At 61.9% G+C, this 15663-nt stretch carries 15 protein-coding genes; 12 read left to right on the forward strand and 3 right to left on the reverse strand.

Going from position 1 to position 15663, the window contains the following annotated elements; genetic code table 11:
* Positions 1 to 39 precede the first annotated feature (39 nt).
* Complete coding sequence (ppk1, locus tag G542_RS15985) at positions 40 to 2109, forward strand: polyphosphate kinase 1 (protein WP_034985087.1); 2070 nt, start codon at positions 40 to 42, stop codon at positions 2107 to 2109.
* Positions 2109 to 2588: a DUF456 domain-containing protein gene (locus G542_RS0105050; RefSeq protein ID WP_027823556.1), complete on the forward strand. Its 480-nt coding sequence runs from the start codon at positions 2109 to 2111 to the stop codon at positions 2586 to 2588. Before ppk1 ends, G542_RS0105050 begins: the two co-directional genes overlap by 1 nt.
* Before the next feature lie 140 nt (positions 2589 to 2728).
* Here G542_RS0105050 and G542_RS0105055 read toward each other — a convergent pair whose 3' ends face one another.
* Positions 2729 to 3709 (reverse strand): histone deacetylase family protein, encoded by a 981-nt coding sequence (locus G542_RS0105055; protein ID WP_012696142.1) that lies wholly within the window; start codon positions 3707 to 3709, stop codon positions 2729 to 2731.
* 74 nt (positions 3710 to 3783) lie between these two features.
* On the opposite strand from G542_RS0105055, the gene G542_RS0105060 reads away from it, so the two are divergent.
* From G542_RS0105060 to G542_RS0105100, 10 genes are all read left to right on the forward strand, one after another.
* The gene (locus G542_RS0105060) at positions 3784 to 4041 is read left to right on the forward strand and encodes a hypothetical protein (protein WP_027823558.1); all 258 of its coding nucleotides are present in this window, start codon (positions 3784 to 3786) and stop codon (positions 4039 to 4041) included.
* 307 nt (positions 4042 to 4348) lie between these two features.
* Positions 4349 to 4636, forward strand: a complete 288-nt coding sequence (gene groES, locus G542_RS0105065; RefSeq protein ID WP_012696144.1) for a co-chaperone GroES — start codon at positions 4349 to 4351, stop codon at positions 4634 to 4636.
* A gap of 57 nt (positions 4637 to 4693) precedes the next feature.
* Positions 4694 to 6328, forward strand: a complete 1635-nt coding sequence (groL, locus tag G542_RS0105070) for a chaperonin GroEL (protein ID WP_012696145.1) — start codon at positions 4694 to 4696, stop codon at positions 6326 to 6328.
* Positions 6329 to 6709: 381 nt separating this feature from the next.
* Positions 6710 to 7717, forward strand: a complete 1008-nt coding sequence (locus tag G542_RS15990; protein ID WP_012696146.1) for a porin — start codon at positions 6710 to 6712, stop codon at positions 7715 to 7717.
* A gap of 130 nt (positions 7718 to 7847) precedes the next feature.
* The gene (locus G542_RS0105080) at positions 7848 to 9101 is read left to right on the forward strand and encodes an HlyC/CorC family transporter (RefSeq protein ID WP_012696147.1); all 1254 of its coding nucleotides are present in this window, start codon (positions 7848 to 7850) and stop codon (positions 9099 to 9101) included.
* Positions 9102 to 9231: 130 nt separating this feature from the next.
* Positions 9232 to 10035, forward strand: a complete 804-nt coding sequence (locus G542_RS0105085; protein WP_027823559.1) for a prepilin peptidase — start codon at positions 9232 to 9234, stop codon at positions 10033 to 10035.
* An 11-nt stretch (positions 10036 to 10046) separates the two neighbouring features.
* Positions 10047 to 10667: a dephospho-CoA kinase gene (coaE, locus tag G542_RS0105090; protein ID WP_027823560.1), complete on the forward strand. Its 621-nt coding sequence runs from the start codon at positions 10047 to 10049 to the stop codon at positions 10665 to 10667.
* 28 nt (positions 10668 to 10695) lie between these two features.
* The gene (gene zapD, locus G542_RS0105095; protein WP_012696150.1) at positions 10696 to 11454 is read left to right on the forward strand and encodes a cell division protein ZapD; all 759 of its coding nucleotides are present in this window, start codon (positions 10696 to 10698) and stop codon (positions 11452 to 11454) included.
* A gap of 42 nt (positions 11455 to 11496) precedes the next feature.
* Positions 11497 to 11682, forward strand: a complete 186-nt coding sequence (gene yacG, locus G542_RS17865; protein WP_012696151.1) for a DNA gyrase inhibitor YacG — start codon at positions 11497 to 11499, stop codon at positions 11680 to 11682.
* 139 nt (positions 11683 to 11821) lie between these two features.
* Entirely contained in the window at positions 11822 to 13417 is a 1596-nt protein-coding gene (locus G542_RS0105100; protein ID WP_027823561.1) for an ABC transporter substrate-binding protein, read from the forward strand.
* Between the two features lie 113 nt (positions 13418 to 13530).
* Here G542_RS0105100 and ugpQ read toward each other — a convergent pair whose 3' ends face one another.
* Together ugpQ and G542_RS0105110 are read right to left on the reverse strand one after the other, a co-directional pair.
* Complete coding sequence (gene ugpQ / locus G542_RS0105105) at positions 13531 to 14274, reverse strand: glycerophosphodiester phosphodiesterase (protein ID WP_027823562.1); 744 nt, start codon at positions 14272 to 14274, stop codon at positions 13531 to 13533.
* The gene (locus G542_RS0105110; RefSeq protein WP_027823563.1) at positions 14271 to 15662 is read right to left on the reverse strand and encodes an FAD-binding oxidoreductase; all 1392 of its coding nucleotides are present in this window, start codon (positions 15660 to 15662) and stop codon (positions 14271 to 14273) included. Before G542_RS0105110 ends, ugpQ begins: the two co-directional genes overlap by 4 nt.
* Position 15663 lies beyond the last annotated feature (1 nt).

Here is a 15663-nt window from a genome sequence, read left to right on the forward strand (position 1 = left end):
TTTGGTCTGTTTCAGGCCACCTTGTCTTAGGGGAATGCTGTGACTACTGCTGCCGATACGCTTCTGAACCGCGAACTCGGTCTGATCGAATTCAACCGCCGGGTGCTGGCACAGGCAGAGGACAGCTCGCTACCCGTGCTGGAGCGGCTCAAGTATCTCGGCATCGTGTCATCCAATCTGGACGAGTTTTTCGAAGTGCGGGTGGCCTGGCTCAAGGTCAATGTCCAGCATAACCCTGACCGGGTCCTGCCCGACGGGTCGACACCGCAGCAGGCACTCGGACTGGTTGCCCGGGCCGCGCATGCCCTGGTCCGGCGGCAGTATCAGGTGTTGCATGACAATATCCTTCCCGACCTGCGTGACGCCGGCATCATTTTCCTGCGCCGTGCGGAATGGACCGATGCGCAGCGTATCTGGATTCGCAGCTATTTCGTACGCGAGGTGCTGCCGGTCCTGACGCCGATCGGTCTTGATCCGGCCCACCCGTTTCCCAAACTCCTGAACAAGAGCCTGAATTTCGCTATCGAGCTGGAAGGCCGGGATGCCTTCGGGCGTGATTCCGGCATCGCCATCGTGCAGGCTCCGCGCATCCTGCCGCGCGTGATCAGGCTGCCGGCAGAGCTGGCCGGAGCCAACACCTTTGTTTTCCTGTCATCAATCGTGCACGAGCATATTGATGACCTGTTTGCCGGCATGACCGTCAAGGGGTTTTACCAGTTCCGGGTAACCCGCAACAGCGAACTGACAGTCGAAGAAGAGGAAATCAAGAACCTGCGCACGGCCTTGCAGGGCGAGCTGCGTCACCGCCAGTACGGTGCGGCCGTACGGCTGGAAATCGCAGAAAACTGCCCGCCGCACATGGAGGAGTACCTGCTGGCGCAATTCGCCTTGCAGCGCGAGGACGTCTACCGCGTGGATGGCCCGGTGAACCTCGTGCGCCTGATGCAGGTGGCGGACATGGTCGATGCACCGGTGCTGAAATTCCCGCCCTTTGTCCCGGCCTTGCCCGGTGCGTTGTCCAAAAAAACCGAACTGCTGGATGTCATCCGCAAGCAGGACGTATTGCTGCATCACCCGTACCAGAGTTTCCAGCCGGTGATTGACCTGCTGAACCTGGCCGCCAGCGACCCGGATGTAGTGGCAATCAAGATGACGGTCTATCGCACGGGTACCGATTCCGTGCTGATGGAGTCGCTGATTGCAGCGGCACGGGCGGGCAAGCAGGTTACGGTCATCGTCGAGCTGATGGCCCGCTTCGACGAAGAAGCCAACATCAGCTGGGCGCAGCGGCTGGAAGATGCCGGTGCTCACGTTGTATATGGTGTGTACGGCTACAAGGTGCACGCCAAAATGCTGATGGTGGTACGCCGGGAAGAAGGCTGCCTGCGCCGGTATGTCCATCTGGGCACCGGCAACTACCACCCGCGTACTGCCCGGCTCTATACCGATTTTGGCCTGCTGACCTGCAATGAAGACATCGCCAGCGACGTCAACGACCTCTTTGTGCAGATCACCGGGCTGGGACGGGCCAGCAAGCTCAAATACCTGCTGTCATCACCGTTTACCCTGCAACCGGGCATGGTCGAGCGCATTGCTCGTGAAGCCGGACATGCCCGTGCCGGCAAGCCGGCGCAGATCATTGCCAAGATGAATGCCCTGCTGGAGCCGGGCGTGATCGACGCACTCTACCAGGCAAGCCAGGCCGGCGTGAAGATCCAGCTGATCGTACGCGGCGTGTGTGCCCTGCGACCGGGAGTGCCGGGACTGTCGGACAACATTTCCGTCCGCTCCATCGTGGGGCGATTCCTTGAGCATTCGCGCATCTTCTATTTCGGTAATGATGGCGACGAAGAGCTCTTTATCGCCAGTGCCGACTGGATGGGGCGCAATTTCTTCCGTCGCATCGAAACCTGCGTGCCGATTCTCGACCGCAGGATCCGTCAGCGCATCATCAAGGAAGGGCTCAAGCCCTATCTGGCGGACAACATGAATGCATGGGAGATGGATTCTGATGGCAATTACCGTCGCCGCACGTCTCGCGGCAAACCGCATTGCGCCCAGCTGGAGCTGCTGGGGTTGCTGGCACACGGGCCGGTGAAAAAAGCCTAATGATCACTTTCCTGTGGATTGCCGGCTGCCTGCTGGTATTGCTGGGGGTGGCGGGTACCGTCTTGCCGGCCCTGCCCGGGCTGCCGATCCTGTTTGCCGGCTCGCTGCTGATTGCATGGGCCGGTGATTTCCAGCAGGTCGGAACCATCAGCCTCGTCATCCTTGGCGTGCTGGCTGTTCTCGGTTCGGCAGTGGATTTTGTGGCCGGCCTGCTGGGGGCCAAGGCATATGGAGCCAGCCGCATGGCCCTGTGGGGATCGCTGGCCGGCAGCATTGTCGGCATATTTTTCGGATTGCCGGGGCTGTTGCTGGGGCCGTTGCTGGGCGCAGCCCTTGGCGAGTGGCGGGCCCGTCGCTGCTGGTTGCAGGCTGGCAAGGTCGGGGTGGCCACGTTCGTGGGCCTGATCATCGGTACGGTCGCCAAGGTCGGTACTGCACTGGCGATGCTGGGTGTGCTGGTATTTGCCCTGCTGCTGTAGCGCGCTGGAAGCGTGGTGCGCGGACTTCCGGATTCAGGACAGGCAGGAAAACAGACGCCGCATGGCCGGGAAGGGCCGTACGGCGTTTTTCATTACCCGGCTTTCGGGCCGGGTACCGGTGCAGGGTCGGCCTGCGGCAGTCAGGCTCCGCTGAGTATCTTGATATGAGCAGTGGCGCTGCGGGCCAGTGCCGAAAGATCGTAACCGCCTTCCAGGACCGAAACGATGCGGCCTTCGCAGTGCTCGGCGGCAAATTCGCACAGTTTGCGCGTAACCCACTCGTAATCTGCTTCAACCAGGCCCATTGAGCCCATCTCATCTTCCCTGTGTGCATCAAAGCCTGCCGAGATGAACAGGATCTGGGGCTGGAATTCCAGCAGCCGGGGCAGCCAGATGTCCTCGACAACCTTGCGGAATTCAGCTCCGCTGCTACCCGCTTTCATGGGGACATTGACCATGTTGGGACCCATGGGAGCATCGCCGGAATACGGGAAGAAGGGGTGCTGGAAGATCGAGCACATCAGTACGCGGTCTTCGTCGCGGAAAATTTCCTCCGTACCGTTGCCGTGGTGCACGTCAAAGTCAATGATGGCCGCGCGTTCGATTCCGTGCGCAGCTAGGGCATGCCGGATGCCGATGGCGATATTGTTGAAAAAGCAGAATCCCATGGCCTTGGCTGATTCGGCGTGATGGCCGGGCGGGCGGATGGCACAAAAAGCGTTGGGGACCTTTTTTTCACATACCAGATCCACGGCCTTGATGACGGCGCCTGCGGCTCGCCGGGCAGCCCGCAGGGTGGCGGGTGACATGGCCGTATCGGAATCCACGCGGGTGGTACCGATCAATGGCTGGCTCAGCTCCAGATATTCGATGTAGCGCGGCGTGTGTACGCGGGCGATCTGCTCGTCGCTGGCTTGCGGCGCTTCGATTTCATCCAGACTGTCGAAAATCTGCGAGGCCTTGAGCTGGTCCCGGATGGCAATCAGGCGTGCCGGACTTTCCGGATGCATTTCGCCTACGTTGTGTTCCATGCACTCCGGGTGAGTGATGTAGGCAGTCAGTCCCGGGGCGTAGCGTTGTTTCAGCCAGTCCAGCAATGTCATCTCCTCATAATTATTCATATGTGTTTATGCTGAAAAGTGTGCTCGCCTCACTGTTTAAATGCAATATGCAATAACTCCATGATTTGAAAGTCATGAAGGCAGCTGGCGTGCAGGTTGATCTGGCGATGGACGATACGGAACAAAACAACGAAAGCCGTCAGGCCGGGCCTGACTCAGGCCAGCATGGTGGCACAGCTGTTTCAGGTCGTCAGTCAGAGATAAAACATGCAAATCCGTATGCAATCAGCTTGCTGTTTTCGCTCTTGCCGGGAGCGGTGACGTACAGGTCGAAGGCTATCCGGGCCTGGATGCATGGTGTTGAAGCCGATATCTGCCAGGTACAGGCTTGAGTGCCGGACAAGCCGTTTGATTGGCTACCGGCTCCGGTTTTGCCGGCGTTTCCATTGTCCTGTTGCAGATGTTGCGACACGGTATCACCCGGTCATGACCGGCTTCGCCCATCCACCGCTGTCATGCCGGCCCGTTTGCTGGTCCGTGCATCGTGACTGCAAAAGAACCGTGACCCCGGCTCTTGAAATGTCGGGGGGGCGCCCCTACCATTGGCACTCGTGAGTGATGAGTGCTAAACCAGCCGTTTCATCCTCTGATGAAGTTCAGAACATATTGAGCCCGTATATCAATACAGGAGAAGTTTCCATGGCTATTCGCCCTTTGCATGACCGTGTTGTGATCAAGCGTCTTGAAGCTGAAGAAAAAACCGCTTCGGGTATCGTGTTGCCGGGCAATGCTGCTGAAAAGCCGGACATGGGTGAAGTCGTCGCTGTCGGCAACGGCAAGGTGCTGGACAACGGCGAACGTCGCCAGCTGGAGCTGAAGGCCGGTGACAAGGTGATTTTCGGCAAGTACAGCGGTCAGACGGTCAAGGTCGACGGCGAGGAATTGCTGGTCATGCGTGAAGAAGACGTAATGGGTATCGTCGAGTAATTTTCCCGGTCATTCATTTGTACGCAGATTTTCAGAATTCAGGATTGAGGTAAGAACATGGCTGCTAAAGACGTCAAATTTGGTGATTCCGCCCGTTCCAAGATGGTGGTGGGTGTCAATATTCTGGCTGATGCCGTCAAGACCACGCTCGGCCCGAAAGGCCGCAACGTCGTGCTGGAACGCAGCTACGGCGCTCCGACCATCACCAAGGACGGCGTGTCCGTTGCCAAGGAAATCGAACTGAAGGACAAGTTCGAGAACATGGGCGCCCAGATGGTCAAGGAAGTGGCTTCCAAGACCAACGACGTCGCCGGTGACGGCACCACCACCGCCACCGTGCTGGCCCAGGCCATCGTGCAGGAAGGCATGAAGTACGTCGCTGCCGGCATGAACCCGATGGACCTCAAGCGCGGCATCGACAAGGCCGTCGTGGCACTGGTCGAAGAAATCAAGAACATCGCCAAGCCGTGCGCCACCACCAAGGAAATCGCCCAGGTCGGCGCCATCTCCGCCAACAGCGACACCGTGATCGGTGAAAAGATCGCTGCGGCCATGGAAAAGGTCGGCAAGGAAGGCGTGATTACCGTTGAAGACGGTTCGGGTCTGGAAGACGAACTCGACGTCGTCGAAGGCATGCAGTTCGACCGCGGCTACCTCAGCCCGTACTTCATCAACCAGCCGGAAAAGCAGATCGCCCAGCTCGACAATCCGTACGTGCTGCTGTGCGACAAGAAGATCAGCAACATCCGCGAACTGCTGCCGACCCTGGAGCAAGTCGCCAAGTCCGGCCGTCCGCTGCTGATCATCGCTGAAGACGTGGAAGGCGAAGCACTGGCCACGCTGGTGGTCAACAACATGCGCGGCATCCTCAAGACCGTGGCCGTCAAGGCTCCGGGCTTCGGCGACCGTCGCAAGGCCATGCTGGAAGACATCGCCATCCTGACCGGCGGCACCGTGATTGCCGAAGAAGTCGGCCTGACGCTGGAAAAGGTGTCACTCGAGATGCTGGGTCAGGCCAAGCGTGTTGAAGTGGCCAAGGAAAACACCACCCTCATCGACGGCGCCGGTTCCGAAGCCGCCATCAAGGCCCGTGTCGAACAGATCCGTGCCCTGATCGAAACCGCAACCAGCGACTACGACCGCGAAAAGATGCAGGAACGTCTGGCCAAGCTGGCCGGTGGTGTGGCCGTGATCAAGGTCGGTGCTGCGACCGAAGTCGAAATGAAGGAAAAGAAGGCCCGCGTCGAAGACGCCCTGCACGCAACCCGCGCTGCCGTGGAAGAAGGCATCGTGGCCGGTGGCGGCGTGGCCCTGCTGCGCGCCCGTGCCAACCTGAAGGAAGTGGCCACCATCAACGCCGAGCAGGCAGCCGGTGTGCAGATCGTGATGCGCGCGATCGAATCGCCGCTGCGCCAGATCGTGGCCAACGCCGGTGATGAGCCGAGCGTGGTGGTCAACAAGGTGTACGAAGGCAGCGGCAACTTCGGTTACAACGCTGCAACCGGCGAATACGGCGACCTGGTGGAAATGGGCGTGCTCGACCCGGCCAAGGTGACCCGTTCGGCCCTGCAACACGCTGCTTCGGTGGCTGGCCTGATGCTGACCACCGACTGCATGGTGGCCGAGCTGCCGGAAGACAAGCCGGCTGCTCCGGACATGGGCGGCATGGGTGGCATGGGCGGCATGATGTAATCAGGCATGTCCTTCATGCAGGAATGCCGGCGGTCGTATTGCCTGTACCTGCTGTATGTGCAAACCCCTCGCATTTTGCGAGGGGTTTGTTTTTCAGGGTTTTCGTCCTTGCTATTTCATTTTTGTAGTCTAAAGTTCTATATGTGACGTAATTCACATTAATAAAATGTTGTTTAAGTGCAACATATCGTAATTTTCTATTTTCCATAAAAATCATCTTGTTATGGTTGTTTTATGAAAAAGGCTTGACTGCCTTGACGGTGTCAAGCGCCCCGGTTTGCTGCTCTAGCCTGGCTTTGCGTATGGTCGCTCCCGTCGCCGCAGCACACGCGGTCGATGCTGGCTTGCCAGCCTGTCGTTCAAACCGAGGAAGTAAATACAATGAAAAAAATCATTGCTGTGGCAATCGCCGCACTGCCGATGGCCGCCATGGCCGACGTCACCATCTACGGCAAGGTTGCCGGTGGTATCGAAAGCGATCGTGGCTTTGACGGCGTGAGCAACACCCGCGTGTCCGACTACACCTCGCGCATCGGCTTCAAGGGTAACGAAGACTTGGGCAACGGCCTGAAGGCCATCTGGCAACTGGAAAGCCGCTTCAAGGTTGACGGCGAACAGGCCGGCACCGGCTTTGCCACCCGCCAGTCGTTCGTGGGCTTCCAGAGCAACGATCTGGGCACCCTGCGTCTGGGTCACCTGAACTACTACGGCAACGACCGTATGAGCGACGTTGACCCGCTGCTGGCTACCGCCAACGCCTTCGTGACCCCGACCGGCACCCGTCTGAAGAACGCTGTCCGTTACGACAGCCCGGTGTTCTACGGTTTCAACGCTGCCGTGATGTTCGGCGCCGGTGAAAACAAGACCGACACCACCAAGGCTCAAGACACCTGGAACATCGGTCTGGGTTACGAGTACGCTGGCTTTGTTGCCGACTACGAATACACCGGCTGGCTGAACCAGGGTGAAGTTGCCGGCGAAGCCAAGGACGGCCAGAACCATCGCGTGCAGTTCGGCTACAACGCCAACAACCTGCAAGTGATCGCTGGCTACCAGGCTGGCAAGTACATCGGTGACGGCCTGGCCAACAGCTACTACGGCGAACTGATCAGCGCTGTGGGCGGTACCGAATACAAGACCAGCGAAGCCACCCTGACCGCTGCCTACACCATCGGCAACTGGACTCCGCGCCTGATCTACACCAAGGGCTGGAACATCAAGGCCAATGGCGTGAAGCAGAACGACACCGGCTACCAGCAGTACATCGCTGCCGTGGACTACACCCTGTCCAAGCGCACCATGCTGGAACTGAGCTTCGCCCAGACCAACGCCGACAACAAGGACAACGACGCCCGCACCATCTCGCTGGGCATGGAACACAAGTTCTGACCTGTTGTCCCTGTCAGTGCAAAAGCAGCCTCCGGGCTGCTTTTTTCATGCCCTTGCGCCGGCTTCTTGACCGGTTTGCGCTTCCGCCCGGATACTCGGGCATCCTGACTGCCTGCATTCCTGTTCCATCTTGGACGACATACCTTTATCCCTGCTGCTGCTGGCCCTGGTCATCCTGCTGATGTCTTCGGCGTTTTTCTCCATGTCGGAAACCGGCATGATGGCGGTCAACCGCTACCGCCTCAACAACCGTGCCGCCAGTGGCCATCGTGGCGCCAGGCTGGCCAAGAACCTCTTGGGACAGACCGACAAGCTGCTGGGCGTCATCCTGCTCGGCAACAACTTCATCAACTCGGCCGCAGCCTCCATCGCCACGGTCATCACCTTCCGGCTGGTCGGCCAGAACGAAGTGGCGCTGGCCATGGCTACGGTGCTGGTCACGTTCGCCATTCTGGTGTTTTCCGAAGCCACCCCGAAAGTGATTGCCGCCACGCACCCCGAACGGGTGGCCGTGGTGGCCAGCTATCCGCTGACCCTGCTCCTCAAGGTGGCCTATCCCGTCGTCTGGTTCGTCAACCTGTTCGTGCAGGGGCTGATCCGCCTGCTGCGGGTGCAGCCCGAGCCGGAGTCGACCCAGCTGACACCCGAGGAACTGCGGGTACTGGTGCTGGAAAGCGGGCAGTTCATCGCCAAGAAACACCGCTCGATGCTGCTCAACCTGTTCGAGCTGGAAAACTGTACGGTCGACGACGTAATGGTGCCCCGGCACCAGCTGGAAATGATCGACATTGACGATGACCTCGACGAAATCGTTGCCCAGCTGCGTACCTGTCACCATACCCGCCTGCCGGTGTGCGAGGGCAGCAGCGAAAACGTCATCGGCATCCTGCATGTGCGCAAGGTGCTGCACCTGATGGACCGGGATTTTGGCCAGGATGCCCTGCGCGGCATCCTGCGCGCACCTTACTTCATCCCCGAAGGCACACCGCTCTTTACCCAGTTGCAGAATTTCCAGGAAAACCACCGGCGCATCGGCATCGTCGTCGATGAATACGGCGAAATGCTGGGGCTGGTGACGCTGGAGGACATTCTGGAGCAGGTGGTGGGTGAGTTCACCACGGCTGCCCCGACCTTCGAGTCGCGCCTGTTGCCGCAGGAGGATGGTTCGATCCTGGTTGACGGTGCCATGTTGTTGCGCGACCTCAACCGCAGCCTGGACCTCAACCTGCCGCTGGAAGGCCCCAAAACGGTCAATGGCCTGCTGCTCGAACATTTCCAGGATATTCCCGAGCCCGGCACCTGCTTCAAGCTGCACCAGTGCGTGTTTGAAGTGCTGCAATCGGGGGAGCGCAGCGTCAGGCGTGTCCGTATCATTCCGCTGTAGCGGTACGCCCGGGTCAGGCATGGACGATTCAGCACCAGTGATGGTGGGCTGCATGTCCTTGCTGCTGCCGGTCCGTTCATTTTATTGACTGCAGGTATTCCGGCTGCGGCCGGCTGTCGGGGAGGCGCTGATGGCATGGCTGGTTGCGGGGTGTGCCCTGCTGGGAATGCTGGCTGGCAGTTTTTTCAATGTGGTGGTGCATCGCCTGCCACGCATGCTGGCTGCCCGCTGGGAAGATGACTGGGCTGCATGGCAGGGGCAGCCGAAACCGGCAAGACCGGCCTACAACCTGAGCCGGCCGCGCTCGGCCTGTCCTGCCTGTGGCGGGGCGATCGCGGCACGGGACAACGTGCCGCTGCTGTCGTGGCTGTGGCTGCGCGGAGCCTGCCGGCATTGCCGGACCCCGATTTCGTGGCGCTACCCCCTGCTGGAGCTGGTCTCGGCCTTGCTGGCTGGCGGACTGGCCTGGCGCTTCGGCGCTACGCCGCAGCTGCTGGCAGCGCTGGTACTGGCCGGTTTCTTGCTGCCACTGGCGTGGATCGACCTGGAAACCCGCCTGCTGCCTGATTGCCTGACGTTGCCGCTGGTGTGGCTGGGACTGGGCTTCAGCTCGCTGGACGTGACCGGAGTCCCCCTGCATGAGGCGCTCTGGGGTGCCATGGCCGGCTATGTCTTGCTGTGGAGCGTGGCGCGGCTGTTTTTGCGGCTGACCGGCCGTGAAGGCATGGGACAGGGCGACGTCAAGCTGCTGGCAGCGCTGGGGGCATGGCTGGGGCTGGCAGCGGTTCCGGACGTAATTGTGCTGGCGGCGGGCGCGGCTGTCGTGGTCGGACTGGCCGGGCGCCTTTTCGGGCGCTTGCCGGCTGATGCTGCCTTGCCGTTCGGGCCGTTTCTGGCCACGGCCGGCATGGTGGTGTTGTGGGTGACAGGTTAAGGAGTGAAAGGATGGCAGCAAGCGTCATCGGGCTGACCGGAGGCATCGGCAGCGGCAAAAGTGCCGTGGCGGAAGAATTCGCCCGGTTGGGCATCTGCGTGGTGGATGCAGATGCGATTGCGCATTCGCTGACTGCGCCCGGAGGTACAGCCATGCCGCTTTTGCAACAGGCGTTTGGCACGGAGGTGGTGCGGGCGGACGGTGCACTGGACCGCGAGGTGATGCGGGCGCGGGTATTCAGTGACCCGGTGGCACGCGAGCGGCTCAATACCTTGCTGCATCCGCTGATTGCGGAAGAGGCCCTGCGGGAGCTGGCCGCCGCCCGGTCGCCCTATGTGGTGCTGATGGTGCCGCTGCTGTTTGAAAGCGGGCGTTTTGCCGGATTGTGCCAGCGGGTGCTGGTGGTGGATTGCCCCGAACAGGTGCAGATCGAGCGGGTCCGGCAACGCAGCGGTTTGGCGGCGGAACAGGTTGTCGCTATCATGGCCGCCCAATTGTCCCGCGCCGACCGGCTGGCCCGGGCCGATGACGTGATCGACAACAGCGGCGCGCGTGATTCCTTGCCGGCTCAGGTAGCCGGGCTGCACCGCTCCTATTTACAATTGAGCCGCCAGCCTTCGTGCAGCTCCTGAAAACCCCTTGCCTTGACGCGGCTATCCAGTGATTAGTTTCGAATTTCCGGTAACCGAACGTGTCCGCCTGCTTCTGCGGCTGGAGGACCTGTTCGCACGCCTTGACCACCATCTGTCCGCCGGGGCCGCTCTGGATCATCATGCCGCCTTGCTGACGCTGTTTGACCTTGCCGAGCTGGGGGGGCGGGTGGACATCAAGGGCGAGCTGCTGCAAGAGCTGGAGCGGCAAAAACAGCTGCTCGACACCCTGCGTGACAACCCGGCCATTTCCGAAACGGCGCTTGAATCCCTGCTGGCCGAGATCGACCAGGCCCAGCGCCAGTTGCTGCGGCAGGCCAGCCGGCTCGGGCATTCGATCCGCGAAAACGAGTGGCTGAGCAGCATCCGCCAGCGCGCCATGCTGGCCGGTGGCGTGTCACGCTTTGAGCTGCCGGCTTACCACAGCTGGCTGAGCCTGCCGGATGAAGCCCGCGCGGCAGACCTGGCCGGCTGGATTGCTCCGGTGCTGCCGGCGCGCGAAGGCACCCGCATCCTCCTCGAACTGCTGCGCCGCAGCGGCAAGACCTTTGAGCTGGTCGCCCGCGGCGGACAGTTCCAGCAAATGTCGGGCGGGCGCTCGGTACATCTCCTGCGGGTCACGCTGGAGGCCGGAACCGATGCCGTGCCCGAGCTGTCTGCCAACAAGTACGCCATCAACGTGCGCTTCATCCAGGCCCGCCCGCGGCGTGGCCGGGCGCTGCCGGTGACGGCCGACATTCCTTTTACCCTGACGCACTGCCGTTTCTGAGCCGGCCGGCGCGCACGCTATCCGTTGCAACAAGGAGGCTTCATGCCGACCATCGTCAATTGTCCCACTTGCGGTGCTGCCGTCGAATGGGGACCGCAAAGCCCCTGGCGACCGTTTTGCAGCCAGCGCTGCAAGCTGATCGATCTCGGCCAGTGGGCCGACGAAGGCTATCGTATTCCAGCCGAAGACGGACAGAACCCACCGGATGATCCGGACGGGGCCAGATAAAATAGCGAAAAATTCATTTGACGTAGCGCAAGTGGCTAAAAATTAGTGACTGCGGAAATTCTGTTTTCCTGATTATCTAGGCAGCGCACATGGCAGTTCCGGCTGTCATGGTCCGAATACCGAATAATCAGGAGAGAACATGACTGTCAAGAAGCTGGCCCTGATGCTGGCCACCGTGGGTATCGCAACACAGGCGCAGGCAGCGGGCACGCTGATCTACTGTTCCGAAGGCAGCCCGGCAGGTTTCGACCCGGCCCAGTACGTCACGGGAACCGACTTTGACGCGGCCGCCGAAACCGTCTTCAACCGGCTGGTCCAGTTCGAGCGCGGCTCGACCCGTGTGGTGCCCGGACTGGCCGAAAAGTGGGAAGTCAGCCCGGACGGCAAGACCTACACTTTCCACCTGCGCCGCGGTGTCGCTTTCCACACCACCGACTACTTCAAGCCGACGCGTGAATTCAACGCCGACGACGTGGTATTCACGTTCGAGCGCATGCTCGACAAGAACCATCCGTTCAACAAGGCCTATCGTGCCGAGTTCCCGTATTTCACCGACATGGGCATGGACCGCAACATTGCCAAGGTGGAAAAGGTCGATCCGTATACCGTCCGGTTCGTGCTGAAAAAACCGGAAGCCGCCATGCTGCAAAACCTGGCCATGAGCTTTGCCTCGATCCACTCGGCCGAGTATGCCGGCCAGTTGCTCAAGTCCGGCAAGGCCAACCAGATCAACACCCGGCCGGTCGGTACCGGTCCGTTCATTTTCAAGCGTTACCAAAAAGACGCCCAGATCCGCTACGCCGGCAACAAGCAGTACTGGGACAAGGGCGCTGACGGCGTCAAGCTCGACAACCTGATCTTTGCCATCAACACCGACGCTTCGGTGCGGGTACAAAAGCTCAAGGCCGGTGAATGCCATGTCGCCGCCTATCCCAAGCCCGCCGACGTGGCCGGCCTCAAGTCCGACAAGCGGTTGCAGGTCATGACGCAGCCGGGCTTCAACCTCGGCTACATCACCTACAACGTCAAGAAACCGCAGCTGGCCAAGCTGGAAGTGCGCCAGGCGCTCGACATGTCGGTCAACAAGAAGGCCATCATCGACGCTGTTTACCAGGGTTCCGGCCAGCTGGCGACCAACCCGATGCCGCCGACCCAGTGGTCGTACAACAAAAACATCAAGGATGCTCCGTATGATGTCGCCAAGGCCAAGCAGCTGCTGGCCAAGGCCGGCTACCCCAACGGATTCGAGATGACCCTGTGGGCCATGCCGGTGCAGCGCCCCTACAACCCCAATGCCAAGCTGATGGCCGAAATGCTCCAGTCCGACTGGGCCAAGATCGGCGTCAAGGCCAAAATCGTCAGCTACGAATGGGGCGAATACATCAAGCGCGGCAAGAACGGCGAGCATGACGTGCTGCTGATGGGCTGGACCGGCGACAACGGAGACCCGGACAACTGGCTGGGTACCCTGCTGGGTTGCGATGCCGTTGACGGCAACAACTACTCCAAGTGGTGCTACAAACCGTTTGACGACCTGATCGTCAAGGCCCGCCAGACCACCGACCAGGCCGAGCGCACCAAATACTACCTGAAGGCGCAGGAAATCTTCCGGGAGCAGCTGCCGTTCACGCCGGTGGCGCACTCGACCATCAACCTGCCGGCCAGCAGCAAGGTCCAGGGCTTCAAGGTCAGTCCGTTTGCCCTGCACTCGTTCTACGGCGTCAGCATCAAGTAATGCCGTCAGGCAGGATGCCCGTCATCCTGCCCCGTGCAACTGCCACGGGCTGAACGTCAAAAAGCCGCTCCGGTCTGCCGGAGCGGCTTTGTCATGGCTGGCTGCCGCCGGTTTCAGCCGGCAGCCAGCTCGTCCGGTGCATCGGTGCACAGCGCATCCACACCCAGCGTCCGCAGCCGGCGGGCCGTGGCCAGGTCGTTGACGGTCCAGGCCAGCACGGCCAGTCCGGCCGCGTGGGCGGCACCGACCAGCGGCGCGTCCACCAGTGCGTGTTCCAGATGCAGCGCCATCACGCCCAGCGTCCGGGCCTGCGCCAGCCAGTCGGCCGGCAGGGTGCCTTCGATCCGCCAGCCAAGGTTGAGCTGCGGTGCTGTGGCCCGTGCGGCCAGCAGGGCTTCCGGCGAAAACGACGACAGCAGTGGCGGCACGGCTGCCCGCTGCCAGCCGCGCGCGCATTCGGTGGCCACGATGCGGCCGGTTTCAGCCTCCCGCCCGGGGCAGGGCTTGATTTCCACATTGGCATCCAGTCCGTGCTCGCAACACACGCGGGCAGCGTCGGCCAGCCGTGGCAGTTCTTCACCGGCAAAGCGTGGGTCAAACCAGCTGCCGGCATCCAGTCGTGCCAGTTGCTGCCAGTCCTGTCCGGCGGCCGGGCCCTGGCCGTTGGTGGTGCGCTCCAGTGTGTCGTCATGCAGCAGGAACGGCACATCGTCGCGTGACAGCCTGACGTCGAATTCGGCCATGCGGCTGCCGAACAGGGCACCTGCCACCAGGGCGGACAACGTGTTTTCCGGTGCCAGCCGGCCGCCGCCGCGATGGGCCAGCAGGTCAGGATAAGGCCAGCGGGGAGTCGTCATGGCAGCAGCTTTCCGGGGTTCATCAGGTTGTGCGGGTCCAGCGCCGACTTGATGAGGCGCATCAGGTCCAGGGTGGCCGGATCGTGAAAACGGCCCAGTGCGGCGCGGCGCAGCTGGCCGATGCCGTGCTCGGCCGACAGGGTGCCGCCCAGTTCGCAGGCGCAGCCGAACACGATGTCCTGTACGGCCGCTTCGTCCGCCAGCAGGTCGCGGTTGTCCGGACGGGTGTAGCTGACGTTGTAGTGCAGGTTGCCGTCGCCGAGGTGGCCAAAAGTGACGATGCGGCAGCCGGGAAAGGCCTGTCCGAGGCGCCGGCCGCATTCGTCCAGAAATGCCGGCACCTTGGATACCGGCAGGGCGATGTCGTGCTTGAGGCTGATGCCGTCACGCTTTTGCGCCTCCGACAGTTCCTCGCGCACCCGCCACAGCTCGGCCCGCTCGCGTTCGCTCTGTGCCAGCACGGCGTCGCCCAGGTCGGCCTGTGCAGCCAGCCACTCCATCAGCGCTTCGTCGAGTGCGGTCTGGCTGCCGCCATCGGACAGCTCGAACAGTACCAGCCAGTCTGCGGCCAGCGGCTGGCGCACTTCCGGCAGATGCTGGGCCAGCAATTGCAGGCACAGGCCGGACACCAGCTCGAACGTGGTCAGGCGGTCACCGAAACGCCGTTGCAGGCGACGCAGCCAGCCGGTGGCTTCGGCCGGCGAGGCGACGGCCATCATGGCCGTGGCCCGGGCCTCGGGCAGCGGATAGAGCTTGAGGGTGGCGGCGGTGATCAGTCCCAGCGTGCCTTCGGTGCCGATCAGCAGCTGTTTGGCATCCAGCCCGACGTTGTTCTTGCGCAGGCCCTTGAGCTGGTGCAGCACCCGGCCGTCAGGCAGCACGGCTTCGATGCCTAGCGTCAGCTCGCGCATGGTGCCGTAGCGCAGGACGGCCAGCCCGCCGGCGTTGGCGGCCAGGTTGCCGCCGATCTGGCAGCTGCCTTCGCTTGCCAGCGACAGCGGAAACAGCAGGCCGGCCGCCGCCGCCACCGTGTGCACGTCGGCGAGGATGCAGCCGGCTTCCACCGTGATGGTGGCGTTGTCCGGGTCAAGTTCGCGGATGTGGTTGAGGCGGCGCAAGGCGATGACCAGCTCGCGGCCGCTGTCGTCCGGCGTGGCGGCGCCAACGGTGCCGGTATTGCCGCCTTGCGGGACAACGGGGATGCCTGCATCGCGGCACAGGGCGACCAGCGCGGCCACTTCACCGGTGGAACCGGGCAGGGCCACGGCCAGCGGCCGGCCGTGATAGCGCCCGCGCCAGTCGGTGGCAAAGGCCGCCATGTCGGCAGGATCGGTCAGCAGGTGTGCCGGGCCGACAAGGGCGGCGGCGCGGTGCAGGAAATCGTTCATG

The sequence above is a fragment of the Laribacter hongkongensis DSM 14985 genome, from assembly GCF_000423285.1.
In the GTDB taxonomy this organism is placed as follows: Bacteria; Pseudomonadota; Gammaproteobacteria; order Burkholderiales; family Aquaspirillaceae; genus Laribacter; species Laribacter hongkongensis.

Excerpts from the sequence above, each read along its gene's own strand:
- G542_RS0105085 (WP_027823559.1), top strand. The coding sequence starts at position 9,232 with ATGGCATGGCTGGTTGCGGGGTGTGCCCTGCTGGGAATGCTGGCTGGC.
- G542_RS0105060 (WP_027823558.1), top strand. The coding sequence starts at position 3,784 with ATGAAGGCAGCTGGCGTGCAGGTTGATCTGGCGATGGACGATACGGAA.
- groES (WP_012696144.1), top strand. The coding sequence starts at position 4,349 with ATGGCTATTCGCCCTTTGCATGACCGTGTTGTGATCAAGCGTCTTGAA.
- G542_RS0105050 (WP_027823556.1), top strand. The coding sequence starts at position 2,109 with ATGATCACTTTCCTGTGGATTGCCGGCTGCCTGCTGGTATTGCTGGGG.
- groL (WP_012696145.1), top strand. The coding sequence starts at position 4,694 with ATGGCTGCTAAAGACGTCAAATTTGGTGATTCCGCCCGTTCCAAGATG.
- coaE (WP_027823560.1), top strand. The coding sequence starts at position 10,047 with ATGGCAGCAAGCGTCATCGGGCTGACCGGAGGCATCGGCAGCGGCAAA.
- ugpQ (WP_027823562.1), bottom strand. The coding sequence starts at position 14,274 with ATGACGACTCCCCGCTGGCCTTATCCTGACCTGCTGGCCCATCGCGGC.
- yacG (WP_012696151.1), top strand. The coding sequence starts at position 11,497 with ATGCCGACCATCGTCAATTGTCCCACTTGCGGTGCTGCCGTCGAATGG.
- G542_RS0105055 (WP_012696142.1), bottom strand. The coding sequence starts at position 3,709 with ATGAATAATTATGAGGAGATGACATTGCTGGACTGGCTGAAACAACGC.
- G542_RS0105100 (WP_027823561.1), top strand. The coding sequence starts at position 11,822 with ATGACTGTCAAGAAGCTGGCCCTGATGCTGGCCACCGTGGGTATCGCA.
- G542_RS0105110 (WP_027823563.1), bottom strand. The coding sequence starts at position 15,662 with ATGAACGATTTCCTGCACCGCGCCGCCGCCCTTGTCGGCCCGGCACAC.
- G542_RS15990 (WP_012696146.1), top strand. The coding sequence starts at position 6,710 with ATGAAAAAAATCATTGCTGTGGCAATCGCCGCACTGCCGATGGCCGCC.